The organism is Paenibacillus pini JCM 16418 (assembly GCF_000576305.1).
Taxonomy (GTDB): Bacteria; Bacillota; Bacilli; order Paenibacillales; family Paenibacillaceae; genus Paenibacillus_AQ; species Paenibacillus_AQ pini.
In genome coordinates this window covers 144,457-157,993 of the sequence record NZ_BAVZ01000003.1, presented here as the reverse complement: position 1 = coordinate 157,993, position 13,537 = coordinate 144,457, and the positions used below count along the sequence as shown (strand labels likewise).

Genomic DNA, 13,537 nt, shown 5'->3' with positions numbered 1-13,537 from the left:
AACTACATGCGATTGCTTACTAAAAAGCAAATGATAGGATCCCTACAGTTATAAACGATAATATAGCTTAGAATTCATTTGTGATAAGGTTCTCCGCAGTTGAAAAAGTATTCTTCCGCAACGAGGCTGCCGGTTCATATCGACAGCCTCGTTCAGATATTATTCAACTAACGTGTTCCGTTAGCTTAATGATGACCTGTCATTTATGGTACGGTTCCCCGCGTTTGATCTTCAACTCTCCTGCCCGTTCGTATTATGAGATCAACCAGTTCTTTCTGGTTGATCCTTTTTTCATTTGCATAGAGGATTAAAGTAGCCTGGTCGAACGTACCTGCCCGTGGGACTTGATCCCGAGAGCTATAATGTTCACCCCTACTTGTCATGACCATGATTGAGGCTGGTTGGGACGTAAGATCCCGTATAACAAGCGATGCTATGGAGCGACAAGAAGATCAACCTTAGGGGATGCCGGTGAATCTACACTTACAAGGGGAGATGAAATGAATCCAGTTATCGGTCTAGATATTTCTAAAGAAGAAAGCCATGGACAAGCCTTTCTAGAGCGCGGAAAGCCATTCCAAGGGATATTCCACTTCGAGCACACTCGAGATGGTTTAGCAAATTTCCTTCAAGTTTTAACAGAAGTTGAATTTGCATCTCAACAACGTCCTTTGCTTATTCTAGAAGCAACCGGTCATTATCAAAGTCCCGTTGTTCAGTTCCTAGAGGAACATCATTATATTTATATTGTTATTAATCCGCTCATCTCAAATCGGCTTAGGAAGTCTCAACTTCGTAAAGTAAAGACGGATGCTGCTGACGCTTACCTATTGGGAGAGCTGTACTACAAAGAAGAATTTGAACCGTTTAAGAAAAGAGGTGTGCAACTTCTCAATCTGCGCTATCTTACAAGACAATATGAGTCTCTTTCACAAACTAAACTACAATTCCAAGCTGTTTTAGATCAGGTTTTCCCTGCTTACAAAGGTGTCTTTGGAGCTATGTATTCCGGTATTTCATTACAGTTTTTAAGTGAATTCCCAACCTCATATTCAGTATTACAGACGGATGAAAACACACTCAAATCTAAGATGAAAGAACTGCTTTCTTCAAAACGGGGGCGTTCAGAGGACTGGATTAACCAACGGGTGCAACGGCTGCTAGTTGCGGCAAAACAAAACCCATTTCAGCAAACCATGTATGCAAGCCACTTAATGAATTTGAAAGTCCTTATTACCCTCATTCTTCAGTACCAAGAGCATCTTACTGGATTGGAACAGAACATAGAGCGATGCTTTTCTCTCCGCCTGTTCAATTATTGCAGTATTTCTGCTTTGTTAGTTATACGCCTTTTCCTTGCGTGAAGTAAAAAACAAACGGCACGGGGCTTTCCCATGCCGTTTTGAATTCCATTTTTATTCCCGTTCTTACCTTTGAGCTTAACTTAATGACATTGCCTGTTTGGGTGTCCTTATTGTTTTTCTAAGTTTTGCTTGCTAAGCGACTCTATTCAGCATCATTCTGCTCTTCCAGCCATCTCAAAATCGCTTGGTTTGTTTCTTCCGGCTTTTCTTGCTGGATCCAATGACCGCAATCCAGATTGACCACTTCCGCATTAGGCACGAACTTTGTCAGGTTTTCAGACCTCTGGACCGTATCCCGGTCACCATAGATCATGAGGGTCGGCTGTACCATAAAAATGAAGGGGGTTGCGATTTTGGATGAGCTGTTTCATCCCTTCTTCATTTAGCGATTTGATTTATGCCTCGCATTTAAAACGTTCTGACTTTTGATGAGAATTAAACCCTAATTGATTGAGAAATACAGTAGCTCCTCTCTCCTAAAGATCAGGGAAACAATAGACCCAGATTTATGCAGTACCAAAAATCCTTTTAACGATTCTTTTGTTATTTATATTTCCTTATTCTGTAATATATTTTTTGCAATGTTGAAATTTTAGCCCTTCTTCAGATGAAGCGATCAATATTCCAAGCCTTCTTAATCGTGTTTCTTCTTTCTTGGCGCTCATTACCCACCAGATAGAATCTCTTTTATAGGATGGTGATAAATTAGTGAAGAATAGCCAGGCTGTTTGATTTGCCTTGATTTGTTCTTCATATTCTTTGGCAAGTTCCACGTTTCTTTGTTCAGAGGAATAGCCTTGTGCATCGGTTCTGTTGTTAAAGACGTGCATTCCTTCTGGTCTCATCTTTCCAAGCTGTATTAGTGCTTTTACCTTCTTTACGTTCACAGCACTCCATACACTATTTACTTTGCGTGGAGTAAAGCGAATCTTATAGCTTTGTTTATCAATGGTTTTTCGTATACCGTCAATCCATCCAAAACAAAGAGCGGCATCTACTGATGCAGACCAAGTAAGGCTTGCACGCCCTGTACTTATCCCAAAATAGCCCACCCAAATTTCACTAGCTTCAGCATGATGTTCTTCTAACCAATCGTTAAACTCTTCTTGGTTGTTGAAAAAAACTACATCTCCCATTGTTTCAGCCATTTTAAAATCGCTTGGTTTGTTTCTTCCGGCTTTTCTTCCTGGATCCAATGACCGCAATCCAGATTGACCACTTCCACATTGGGCACGAACTTTGTCAGGTTTTCAGACTTCGCAACCACATCCCGGTCGCCGTAGATCATGAGGGTCGGCTGCTGGATGATTGGGTTCACTTTCGCCAATAAGCGCCAGTTGCGGTCAAGGTTCCTGTACCAATTTATGCTGCCCGTGAACCCTGATGTTTCAAAAGCGGAGACGTAAACGGCCAGCTCGCTTTCGCTCAATACGGGCTCACCGAGCGGTGTTTCTGCTCTGGCGAGATTGATCAACGCCATACCTGGCTCAGGTGCTCTGAGAGGCTCGTTCTTCCGGTACAGGTTGCGAAGGAACCTGTATGTATTGTCTTCGAATACGGCGTCCGCGACGCCTGGCTGTCGATTGAAGTGGACGAAATAGAAATCGCCGCCAATTATTTCTTCCATGAACTCGATCCAGGGTTTTTCTCCGCGCTCTTGGTAAGGCAAGCTCAGATTTATCACTTTATTGACGCGGTTTGGATGCAACAAGGTCAGTCCCCAAACGACGAATGCACCCCAGTCATGACCGACAAAGGTAGCGTCCTCGTATCCATAGTGATCGAGAAGCGCGATGAGATCACCCGACAAGTGTTCAATGTCATAGTCTGTTACTTCGGTCGGACGGGATGAGTTGCCGTAACCCCGCTGGTTGGGGACGATGACATGGTAGCCCGCTGCGGCAAGTGCGTCCATCTGATGGCGCCAAGAAAAGGCATGCTCTGGCCAGCCGTGGCAGAGTACAATAGGTTTTCCTGCGTTTTCTCGGCCTGCTTCAAACACTTCGAGTTCCACACCGTTGGCTGAAATAAGGGTGGGCTTGGGAAAATCGGTTGGATTAAACATTGAATTAAAACCTCCTTCTTGTGATACTTGTAGTATAATGGATAAAAGGTGACATCTAGGTGTCACCGTTCTGAAATCATGTAAAAAAAGAGGGCAATTATGGACAAAGTGGAGAGACTCATTTCGATTATCATGATATTGCTGAAAAAAGAGGTTGTTTCTACAACGGAATTCTCACAACTATTCAATGTCTCCAAAAGAACGATCCTTCGCGATATGGAAACATTGAGCTTATCGAACATCCCGATCTACTCTGTCAATGGGGTCAAAGGGGGCTACGGCATAATGGATGAATACAAGGTTGATAAACGCCTTATAAGCAGCTCCGATTTACAGAATATATTAACTGCGCTCGGCGGATTGGAACAAATCCTCCGTACTGAAGAAGTTGAAAGAACGATAAAAAAAATAGAGGCAATGGTTAGTCCATTGTCTCTAAATCGTTCCATTCAACTGTCGTTTTATGATTGGGAAGGTCGGTCCGAGATTCTTGAAACCTTAAAGACATGTCAAGAATCCATTTCAAAAAAGAGGCTGGTTTCGTTTGATTATACAGATAAGGACGGGGCTGTAACGAATAGAATGGTCGAGCCCTATGAGCTGCATTTTAGCGAATCGAGTTGGTACTTGAAAGGATTCTGTTTACATCGACAGGGATATCGAACTTTCAAGTTATCTCGGATCGATCATATTACTATGGATGAACGCGCGTTTCATCCTAGAGATGATTGGTCAGAGCAAGTACACGAAGCAAATTATCTACCTGAATTCGTCACGATTAAGGCCTGGATATCGCCTAGCATAAAAGATCAAATCATCGAAAGGTATGGTCGAAGAAGTATTGAAGACCATAGTTCTGGATTTTTATTAGCAACCATTTATGTCCCACAAAATCGTATGGGATTTCAACTTTTAGCAAGCTTCGGCACTCATCTAAAAGTTGTAGAGCCCAAAACCTATGTTGAAGACTTTCGAAATTATTTATATCAAATGATGGAGAACTATTCCTGATAGATTTAGCATTAAAACTTCAACCTTCAACTCAACTTTTCGCCGTCACTTATGGTAAGGTTCACCGTTGTGTATCTAAACACAAAGTACGGTTTGACCATATGACAATTGGAGTGGTTTCGTTAGTAAAACTTAGCTTTTATACGAATTATCGTTCCTAAGCAATTATATTATCATTTTCTAGGACTCTACTCATTTTCACTTGTTCAATCATATGTCCAATATTTCCTTCACCTGCGTATACTGACATGTCAAAGAAATCCTTATCCAAATCCGACCAGTATAGTTCATTCTCATCCCCTGAAATATGTACTTCACGTTTTAATCTACCGACATAAACCTCTACATAGCAATTTTGTAAATAATACTTAAAATCCATTAGGTGATTTAAGACAATATCCTCATGCGTGATGTTAGTTTCCTCAAATAATTCTCTGTAGGCAGCATCAATGCCTAATTCTCCATTTTCGATTTTTCCCCCGACCAAATTACTTAATCCTTTATAAGGATTTCTTAATCTCCTACACATTAACAATCGGTCCATATCTTTGTTGTAAATCATAAGCACATTATATCCTTGCACTTACAAACCCCCTTTTTTATTAATTTCTTGCTTGATTCCACATTTATCTCAAAAATCCTCTATTATGTATGTTTGTCCGTAGCACATGATATAGGCTAATTTACGGTGATCCGTATTATAAATATAAGGCGTTGTTGCGCTAAACTGCCCGTTAGGTCATCAAAGAATAAGGAGCTGCCTCCCAGCAAGCCCCTCGACTCTCGTGTCCTGTTAGCTTAGCTTTTCTACTTCCGTTACAACAGGTTCTGATATTGTGACTATGTCAACTATGTGGTCAAGACAAGAAATCCCATAATGCCTAAATGATCCTGGAAAATCCTCTGTTGCAAAAGTTCCAACAGAAACAAAATCCAGATACCTTGATTTCTTGTAAATCCTAAATATCTTCCCTTCAAATTCCTCATAATCATCCCATGTTGTAAAGGATTCATTTCGAACGGAATACGCAATGTATGATTGAAATTCAATTTGTATTATAGTGGAGTTTTTATCAGCATTTATCGAATACATGTCTCCGAAGTCTTTCTCACCGACATTGAGCCGTTCAGGTGTATCACTAATCTTGCTTCTGCTAAAATAAAGCTTTAATTCATTTACTTCAGGCTCTGATAGACCAAAGAAAAATACATCTTTCAGTGTTCCATTAAATCTTTGTACTCCAACACGAATCCTCCTTTCACAAATCAATGTTCATTCTTTATATCTTACCATGACTTTTTAGCTCATACTCCGCTAAACTGCCCGTTAGCGAAACGCGGCTGCCGATATAAACAGGCAGCCGCGTTTTAGTTATTTATCAAGCTATCGTGTCCCGTTAGTTTAGAAACTAAATCGAACTGAATGCAAACATTATTTCAGCTTCACAAACTAGCTCATTGTTTACTGTGGCGACACCTTTTCCTTTGACGATCTGTCCCTTGATTCGTGTCACATCGAATACAAGATCGAGTTGGTCTCCTGGTTTTACTTGCCGTTTGAACCGACAATTATCAATCCCTGTCAATAAACCCAATTTATGATTTGTGCTCTCTCCATTGGACATCACGATACCACCGACCTGTGCCAGTGCTTCTACAATTAAAACACCAGGCATGACGGGATAATCGGGAAAGTGACCAAGGAAAAAAGGTTCATTACATGTCACATTTTTAATTCCAACAGCTTTCTTTCCTTCAATAATTTCTAAGACTTTATCGACCAGAAGAAAGGGATATCTATGTGGAATAACTTCTTTTATTCTATTAATATCGAGCATGGATTGCCTCCTTTTATATTTGCTTATTACCATTTTACCTCCATTTGACAAAATCAACCACAATTATACTAACCTGCCTATTCGTATTATGAGATCAACCAGTTCTTACTGGTTGATCCTTTTTTCATTTGCATAGAGGATTAAGGTAGCCTGGTCGAACGTACCTGCCCGTGGGACTTGATCCCGAGCGCTATACCCTACTTGTCATGACCATGTTTGAGGCTGGTTGGGATGTAAGATCCCGTATAACAAGCGATGCTATGGAGCGACAAGAAGAAACCGTAGGGGCTGCCTGTAAATCTACATTTACAGGGAGAGATGAAATGAATCCAGTTATTGGTCTAGATATTTCTAAAGAAGAAAGCCATGGGCAAGCCTTTTTAGAGCGCGGAAAACCATTCAGTGGGACGTTCCATTTCCAGCACACTCGTGATGGTTTAGCCAATCTCCATCAAGTTTTAAAGGACGTTGAATCTGTATCCAAACAACATCCTTTGATTATTCTAGAAGCAACTGGACATTACCAAAGCCCCGTTGTTCAGTTCCTAGAGGAACATCACTATATTTACATTGTCATTAATCCGCTCATCTCAAATCGGCTTAGGAAGTCTCAACTTCGCAAAGTAAAGACGGATGCTGCTGACGCTTATCTATTGGGAGAGTTGTACTACAAGGAAGAGTTTGAACCTTTTAAGAAAAGGGGGGTGCAACTGCTCAATCTACGCTATCTAACAAGGCAATATGAGTCTCTTTCAAAGATGTGTGTACAGACTAAACTACAATTCCAAGCTGTTTTAGATCAGGTTTTCCCGGCTTACAGAGGTGTTTTTGGAGCTATGTATTCCGGTATTTCACTACGGTTTTTAAGTGAATTCCCAACCTCATATTCAGTTTTGCAGACGGATGAACATACACTCAAAGCTAAGATGAAAGAACTGCTTTCTTCGAAACGAGGGCGTTCAGAAGACTGGAAACCAACGGGTTCAACGGCTGTAGATGCGGCAAAACAAAACCCATTTCAGCAAACCATGTACACGAGCCACTTAATTAATTTGAAAGTCCTTATTACCCTCATTCTCCAGTACCAAGAGCATCTTACTGAATTGGAACAGAATATAGATGCTCTTGCTGAAGAAATTAAAGAGTATGAATTAATTCAGTCGATTCCCGGTATTGGACATAAAATTGCGGCAACAATTTTATCTGAAATTGGAGAAGTCGACCGATTTGATCATCCTAAAAAGCTAGTCGCCTTTGCAGGCATTGACCCGAGTGTCTTTGCTTCCGGTAAGTTTACAGCAACTCGAAACCGAATTACGAAACGTGGTTCGAGGCAGCTACGTTATGCTCTCGTGATGGCTGTTCAGTGTGGACTTATCCGCTCTCGTAACACTCGTTTAAAAGAGTTTTACGAACGCAAAAGAGCCGAAGGAAAGCCGCATAAAGTAGCTTTAGTCGCATGTGCAAATAAGCTAGTTCACTGGCTCCACGCCATCTTGAAAAGTAAAAGGGCATTCCGTCCAGCTTAACAAATCTAATTGGTTTAACCTTCCAGAACTCAGATTGATTGGAGGGTTATTTGGTATGCTTATTTTAACTATAGCATATGTTTTAGATCCACTTTACTGGTAATCTTGACAAGCTATTAGCTGGTATAGCTTAATCAAGCTCGGGTTGATTATGTTCTTTCCTCCACAATGTACCCAATTTTGTGTCAAAATCCTACAATGGGGTCACATTTGTGCATTTTTCAATGACAAAAATCAAACCACATAAAATAGAAAAGGCCTAAAGAATCAGGCTTTAGTGCTTATCGTAATGGGGTCACATTTGTGTCATTAGACATTGCCGTTATGATGCGTGTTCTTCTCTTTATCGCCCCATTCATTCCTTCATACAATATAAAGGTTCCCCCTGATTGAATGACTTAAGCTACATCACATCAATATGACCTTTAGATTAGGGGCGAGTCATCGCCCCATCCTAATCCAGTGAGTATAGCAGATTAGGATGATACTCTGTAATTAAAAAAAGCCGCTGATTGGAACCAGCGGCTAAACCTAATACCTAGCAGATGACGCACTAAATTCTGACTCTGGCTCTATATTTAACACCTAGTGACTATAGTTCATCATTTATCCTATTGTATCAAGTACACTTCAAATTCCGCTAAGCCAACTACATCACTTTCACCGCCACTTACTTCAAATCTTACCCACTTCACGGTTTTAGAAGTAAACAGAATCCTTTTCGGTTCCCCATTTTTGGGAATACCAACTACTTCTAAGGAACTGCCATCACTAAAGAGAAGTCGGCCTCCATTAACGTTCATAGTTGTGTCTGGTAAATCGTACAAGACAACTTGATTGATCATCCTTGATGTTCCAGACCAATTCAGTTGTATCCACGGATTCAGCTCCTTATTGGATACCCACACGCCTTTTACGCCATCTTGTTTTTTTCCATCTATTACATTTTCAGCAGCGTATAAGGGATTACCATCGTAAAGTTGCGATGACTTTAACACGGTCACTGACCCATCACGCGCAATATTTGAGGCATTATAAAACCTCATTTCTGCCAATCCAACGTTAGGTCCAGTTCCGCCTTCCACAACGAAATTCACATAGTATACTGTTTTAGTTGGAAATTGGAGCGTATATGCTCTGCCATCATTGGGAATTGTGCCTTCAGGAATCTTAATATTCGTTCCATCACTAAAATAAAGTGTCCCACCTTTAGCCCAATTATCTAGATCCGAGCGATCATACAACATAACCGTATTCATCTGTTGTAGATAGTCCCAGTTATATAGTACCCATGGATTTTTTTCACCATTCCCTGCCCATTCTCCAGTATTAAAAGTATACCATCTTCCATCGATTAGATTTTGTTTTCCATATTGAGTAGTATCCTTTTCTGATGACACACTAACAGTTGATGGCACCAAGTGTTGGCTAATTGGCGTAGGAGGTGACGGATTTTCTGGTTTCAATTCAAACTTCACTTCTGCCAAACCTACGTTAGTTCCTACACCACCCTCCACCTGGAATTCAGCCCATACTACCGTTTTCTTTGGAAAATCGTGAGTATACGCGCTTCCGTTATTGGGGATATTGCCAGCTGAAATTTTCACATTCGTTCCATCACTAAAGTAAAGTGTACCACCCTTAGCCCAATCATCTAGATTCGAGCGATCATACAACGTAATACTATTAAAAGTTTTTGGGGCAGACCAATTAAATTGTATCGATGGGTTTTTCTCACCTTTCGATGCCCACTCTCCATTCGATTGACCCATTATTCCATCGACTACATTGTTTCTTCCATATTGCGTAGAATCGTATTCTGATGACACCTTAATTGGTTCCAAACCTGGTATTGGCGTAGGAGGCGGATTATCAATTTTCAAATCAAACTTAATTTCCGCCAAACCTACGTTAGGCCCAACACCGCCCGCTACTTGAAATTTAGCCCAATTTATTGTTTTATTAGGAAATACAAGTGTGTAGGCACTTCCGTTATTGGGGATAGTTCCTTCTGGTATAGTTAAATTTGTTCCATCACTGAAATAAAGCGTACCGCCTTTAGCCCAATCCTCCAGATTCGGACGATCATACAACGTAACCTGATTAAATGTTTTTGGGAGTGTCCAATTTAATTGTATCCATGGATTCTTTTCACCTTTTGATGCCCATTCACCAGTCCCATTCGTTATTCCATCGACTATCTTATCTTTTCCAAACTGCGCACTATATTCTGATGACGCACTAATACTAAGTACACTAGCTTCATTAATAGGTTCCAAGCGTATATAATCTAAATAAGCACCGTACTGTGTAAGTTTCAATTTTAGATTATGCGTTCCTTTGGTTAACCAAATCCTATTATTTCCACTCGTAGCTAAACCACCTGTTGCTGCATCTCCATTCCACAATTTTTCAAAAACTGCAGTATCATGGACTTCACCAGTATAAAGATCAGAGAGTTCAACGGTAGCATTGTTCGCAACTCGTACGTATCTGTAATTAACAGCATAGTAACCATCATTCGGAATATTAACTCTGTAGGTAGCATATCCTCCATTTGGAATCCATAACTCGGTTGACAATTTTTCTTCTACAATCCTAGCATAATTATCAATAGGGTCGAAGTAATTAATGTAATCTTCACCTTCAATATATATGTTATTTTTCCAATCATTCAGTAGAGCTAATATACTTTCATTGTTCACATAATTAGGATCGCTCATATATTCTTTAGAGGATTGCTTTGATTTTTGCCAGATAATAGGATCATATTTTGTTTTGTCTGCAGCAGACATGTTGTTGTAATAGGCTTCTTGATTTTCTGAAAATGTACGGTCGGATATTTCTTCCATTACAAAATTGTTCATCACCCTATTTGTTTCTTTTTGTAGATAATACGTTTTTTTGTTACTGCCTAAAGCAATTCCATAGACTGATTCCTCTTCGTATAAGGTAAATAAAATCTTTCAAATGGTGATGATTCATTTCCGTTATAAAATTCAAAAATCATATTCGTTCTTGGTGAGTCCGTTCTGACTGAATATTGTTGGCCACTTTTTAATATCGTTTCAGTTGGATTACTTGGATTATCTGCAGCATATGTCTTTATCCGCCAAGTTAATCCTGAATTTTTAGGGCTGATTCCATCATATGCACTTATATAAAAATAATTTAATCTAAAATCTGGTGCTACATATGAATAATTTTCTCTATAATCACCACTATTTATGGATAACTCATTAATGGCATCCTTTATTAAAGGAAAAAATGTATCCAATACATTAGCTAATAATCCTAGTCCGGTTAAGCCAATATCTAAGGCCGTTCCAGCCATTTCTACGTTTGCTTTAGCACTATTTGGACTACCACCAAATAAAATGGATAATGAAAGAACACAAGCTAATAAGTTACGTATTATTTTTTTCAAAAGCAACTCCTCCTTTGAATTAGTCAATTGGTCAAATTTTCTCTTCTTTCATGATGAAACAAGTAATATTTTCAATAAATTATCTCCCCTTCTTTTAGATTCCTTTTCCCCAGAGTCTGAACCTTAACTTAAGGGCAACTTTGGAATTTACTTAGTTTTTATAGTTCTGTTCTACTATGATAAAAACACCCCCCTCTCCTTCAGTTAAATGTCTATAACTTAAATGATTGGTAAAAACACTTAGTCGATAGATTATTTTTAGACGGAAAAAGCGATGTAAAATTAACTATTCAAACTAAGCGTAATCTAGTGATTTATTGGCCTTCATACTGTATGTTTAAAAGCATAAAAAAGGTAATAATTACAATTTTTATAATTATATTATCATAGATTAAATGTGTTATATATATTTTTTTTATGTAACTCCTTATAGTTAAATCGGACATATTTCAAATGCAATACCACAAGTATTTTTGATCATCATATTACTATTTAAAACTCAAAAGATGGATAAGACACATGATTTGCCTACTGAGGTACTTAATGATTAGAGCTTATTTTTTTATCTATTTTCTTATCATTAGGTGTACAGTCTGATGCATTTTGAATCAGTTTCCATACCCATCTACGTCTAATTTTTTATCATCCGACATACCTATATAATTGTTTATGAAGTGATCCATAATAATTCTATCAGCAATCGGAACAGATTCTTGTCAATACGCAATGACAAGAATCTGTTCCGATAAAACAAAAAAACCGCGATCTACGCGGATATTAATCGGACTATATTCTTGTCATCTTACAATTACTTCCTTGCATCGCCATTGGTTAGTGCTAGTAAAATTAAAGTCCCTACTTTTATTGGTCGCATGTTAACCTTTCTCGAATCTCAAACAATAAAGCGGTTCACCTTCATTAGTAACGCCGCCCGTATACTCAAAACCAAGACTGGTATACAATTTTTTTGCCCCTTCATTTGAAGAAACGAAACTCGTATATATCTCTTTACAAGGAAATCCCTTCATGACTTCTATAATTTTCAACATTGCTTGTTTTCCAATTCCTTTACCTTGATGCTTGTAGTCAATCATAAGCCTAGTAATAAAATAAAATCCCTGTTTTTTATCTAAACCATACATTGCGAAGCCAACCATTGTCTCATTATAATAAATAGCTTTTGGCAACCATTCCACTTCTACCTTAGCTTGAGCCAAAGAAAATGCGTTTGATGCAACATGTTCTTCGAATAACAGCCTTTCTTTTGTATCGTATGACTTTAACGAAACACACTCATTAAAATTTTCCGCAGTAATGTCTTTTAACTGGATATTCAAATATATTCCACCCTTATATTTGGTTTTTCTATATACCTCTATTCAAACTCTGTTAATTATGGGATAAGAACTTTCCAGTAGTTCCAAGCCTTTAAATAATCGGCTAAATCATGTGGATGGTGTTTTAAACAGATACCTATGCGACAATAAAGCTGAATGATTACTTCTTCGATAAGTCTTGATTTCTCAATAGACTCATGATTAAGCAAAGTGAATGTTGAAATCAAAGTTTCTAGGTTCAAATCGTCAGGAGAGGAGCAAAAAGCATAAATAAAATCATATAGTACAGGTCCAACAATAGGTGAAGGATCGATAACTCCTTTTAATGCGTTTTGATCATACACGAAATTATGAACACCGCAATCACCGTGAAGCAAAAATCTTTCATGTCCTTCACCCGTCGATATGTTCCTAACAAATGATTTCACTTGATGATAATCCTCAACTGGTAAAAGGTTACCCACATTAATTCGGGCGTATTCCACACCCCGATCAATGAAGTCACGCCAAGTTTGACACGGATCATTTAACCAGAAGCCCCACTTATCAGTTTGCTGATAGATTTCGTAATGATTCAGAAGTTCTTTGATTAAAAGAGTCAACCAGTTTATTTTTGTACCACGATTAAAATGCGTTGTACCAGTGGTATAAAAATATACAATGAACTTTTTAGCAGGATCGGTATAGAGAAGCTTAGGTAATAGTGTGCTATTTTTATAAGCTTGATGCAATTGTTCGACTAAAAATATATTTTCTGAGCTATCGAGCTTCAACACGTATTTTGGATCATCGTCAACTGTAAGAGTATATACTAGTCCTTCTGTAGTTCCATTCATCTTATTAAGAACCTTAGAGGTGCAATCAACTACACCTTTTTCACAAAGTTCTTTAATAATCTCGTTAACATCTATTCCTAATTTCATGTTTACTACCTCCCGAAATCACCCCATTAATTTTATAACACAT

13 protein-coding genes are annotated in these 13,537 nt (G+C 38.7%); 3 read left to right on the top strand and 10 right to left on the bottom strand.

The window, feature by feature from the left end:
- The first annotated feature begins 500 nt into the window (after nucleotides 1-500).
- Nucleotides 501-1,364 (top strand): IS110 family transposase, encoded by an 864-nt coding sequence (locus JCM16418_RS06085; RefSeq protein WP_242403734.1) that lies wholly within the window; start codon nucleotides 501-503, stop codon nucleotides 1,362-1,364.
- A 142-nt stretch (nucleotides 1,365-1,506) separates the two neighbouring features.
- Here the strand turns inward: JCM16418_RS06085 and JCM16418_RS24185 are convergent, their stop codons facing one another.
- The 3 genes from JCM16418_RS24185 to JCM16418_RS06075 all read right to left on the bottom strand — a co-directional run bounded on the left by JCM16418_RS24185 (nucleotide 1,507) and on the right by JCM16418_RS06075 (nucleotide 3,429).
- Nucleotides 1,507-1,695 (bottom strand): alpha/beta fold hydrolase, encoded by a 189-nt coding sequence (locus JCM16418_RS24185; RefSeq protein WP_053781983.1) that lies wholly within the window; start codon nucleotides 1,693-1,695, stop codon nucleotides 1,507-1,509.
- Nucleotides 1,696-1,921: 226 nt separating this feature from the next.
- Nucleotides 1,922-2,512: a YdeI/OmpD-associated family protein gene (locus JCM16418_RS06080; protein ID WP_242403733.1), complete on the bottom strand. Its 591-nt coding sequence runs from the start codon at nucleotides 2,510-2,512 to the stop codon at nucleotides 1,922-1,924.
- Nucleotides 2,488-3,429, bottom strand: a complete 942-nt coding sequence (locus JCM16418_RS06075) for an alpha/beta fold hydrolase (protein ID WP_036646986.1) — start codon at nucleotides 3,427-3,429, stop codon at nucleotides 2,488-2,490. Before JCM16418_RS06075 ends, JCM16418_RS06080 begins: the two co-directional genes overlap by 25 nt.
- A 99-nt stretch (nucleotides 3,430-3,528) precedes the next feature.
- Here JCM16418_RS06075 and JCM16418_RS06070 point away from each other — a divergent pair, with 99 nt between their 5' ends.
- Complete coding sequence (locus JCM16418_RS06070; protein WP_036646985.1) at nucleotides 3,529-4,440, top strand: helix-turn-helix transcriptional regulator; 912 nt, start codon at nucleotides 3,529-3,531, stop codon at nucleotides 4,438-4,440.
- A gap of 157 nt (nucleotides 4,441-4,597) precedes the next feature.
- On the opposite strand, the gene JCM16418_RS06065 is transcribed toward JCM16418_RS06070, so the two are convergent.
- The 3 genes from JCM16418_RS06065 to fabZ form a co-directional block, all read right to left on the bottom strand.
- Nucleotides 4,598-5,023 carry an NUDIX hydrolase gene (locus tag JCM16418_RS06065; RefSeq protein ID WP_036646984.1) on the bottom strand — a complete coding sequence of 142 codons (426 nt, stop codon included), beginning with the start codon at nucleotides 5,021-5,023 and terminating at the stop codon, nucleotides 4,598-4,600.
- A gap of 210 nt (nucleotides 5,024-5,233) precedes the next feature.
- Nucleotides 5,234-5,710 (bottom strand): hypothetical protein, encoded by a 477-nt coding sequence (locus JCM16418_RS06060; RefSeq protein ID WP_242403732.1) that lies wholly within the window; start codon nucleotides 5,708-5,710, stop codon nucleotides 5,234-5,236.
- Nucleotides 5,711-5,849: 139 nt separating this feature from the next.
- Nucleotides 5,850-6,278 (bottom strand): 3-hydroxyacyl-ACP dehydratase FabZ, encoded by a 429-nt coding sequence (gene fabZ / locus JCM16418_RS06055; protein WP_036646983.1) that lies wholly within the window; start codon nucleotides 6,276-6,278, stop codon nucleotides 5,850-5,852.
- Nucleotides 6,279-6,601: 323 nt separating this feature from the next.
- On the opposite strand from fabZ, the gene JCM16418_RS06050 reads away from it, so the two are divergent.
- Entirely contained in the window at nucleotides 6,602-7,807 is a 1,206-nt protein-coding gene (locus tag JCM16418_RS06050) for an IS110 family RNA-guided transposase (RefSeq protein WP_036647165.1), read from the top strand.
- 611 nt (nucleotides 7,808-8,418) lie between these two features.
- Here JCM16418_RS06050 and JCM16418_RS06045 read toward each other — a convergent pair.
- The 4 genes from JCM16418_RS06045 to JCM16418_RS06030 form a co-directional block, all read right to left on the bottom strand.
- Nucleotides 8,419-10,659, bottom strand: a complete 2,241-nt coding sequence (locus JCM16418_RS06045) for a DUF7402 domain-containing protein (protein WP_158442409.1) — start codon at nucleotides 10,657-10,659, stop codon at nucleotides 8,419-8,421.
- Between the two features lie 62 nt (nucleotides 10,660-10,721).
- Nucleotides 10,722-11,234, bottom strand: a complete 513-nt coding sequence (locus JCM16418_RS06040; RefSeq protein WP_036646981.1) for a hypothetical protein — start codon at nucleotides 11,232-11,234, stop codon at nucleotides 10,722-10,724.
- 875 nt (nucleotides 11,235-12,109) lie between these two features.
- A complete protein-coding gene (locus tag JCM16418_RS06035) occupies nucleotides 12,110-12,571 on the bottom strand; it encodes a GNAT family N-acetyltransferase (protein ID WP_036646980.1) in 462 nt (153 codons plus the stop codon).
- Nucleotides 12,572-12,627: 56 nt separating this feature from the next.
- The gene (locus JCM16418_RS06030) at nucleotides 12,628-13,494 is read right to left on the bottom strand and encodes a hypothetical protein (protein ID WP_036646979.1); all 867 of its coding nucleotides are present in this window, start codon (nucleotides 13,492-13,494) and stop codon (nucleotides 12,628-12,630) included.
- Nucleotides 13,495-13,537: the final 43 nt, after the last annotated feature.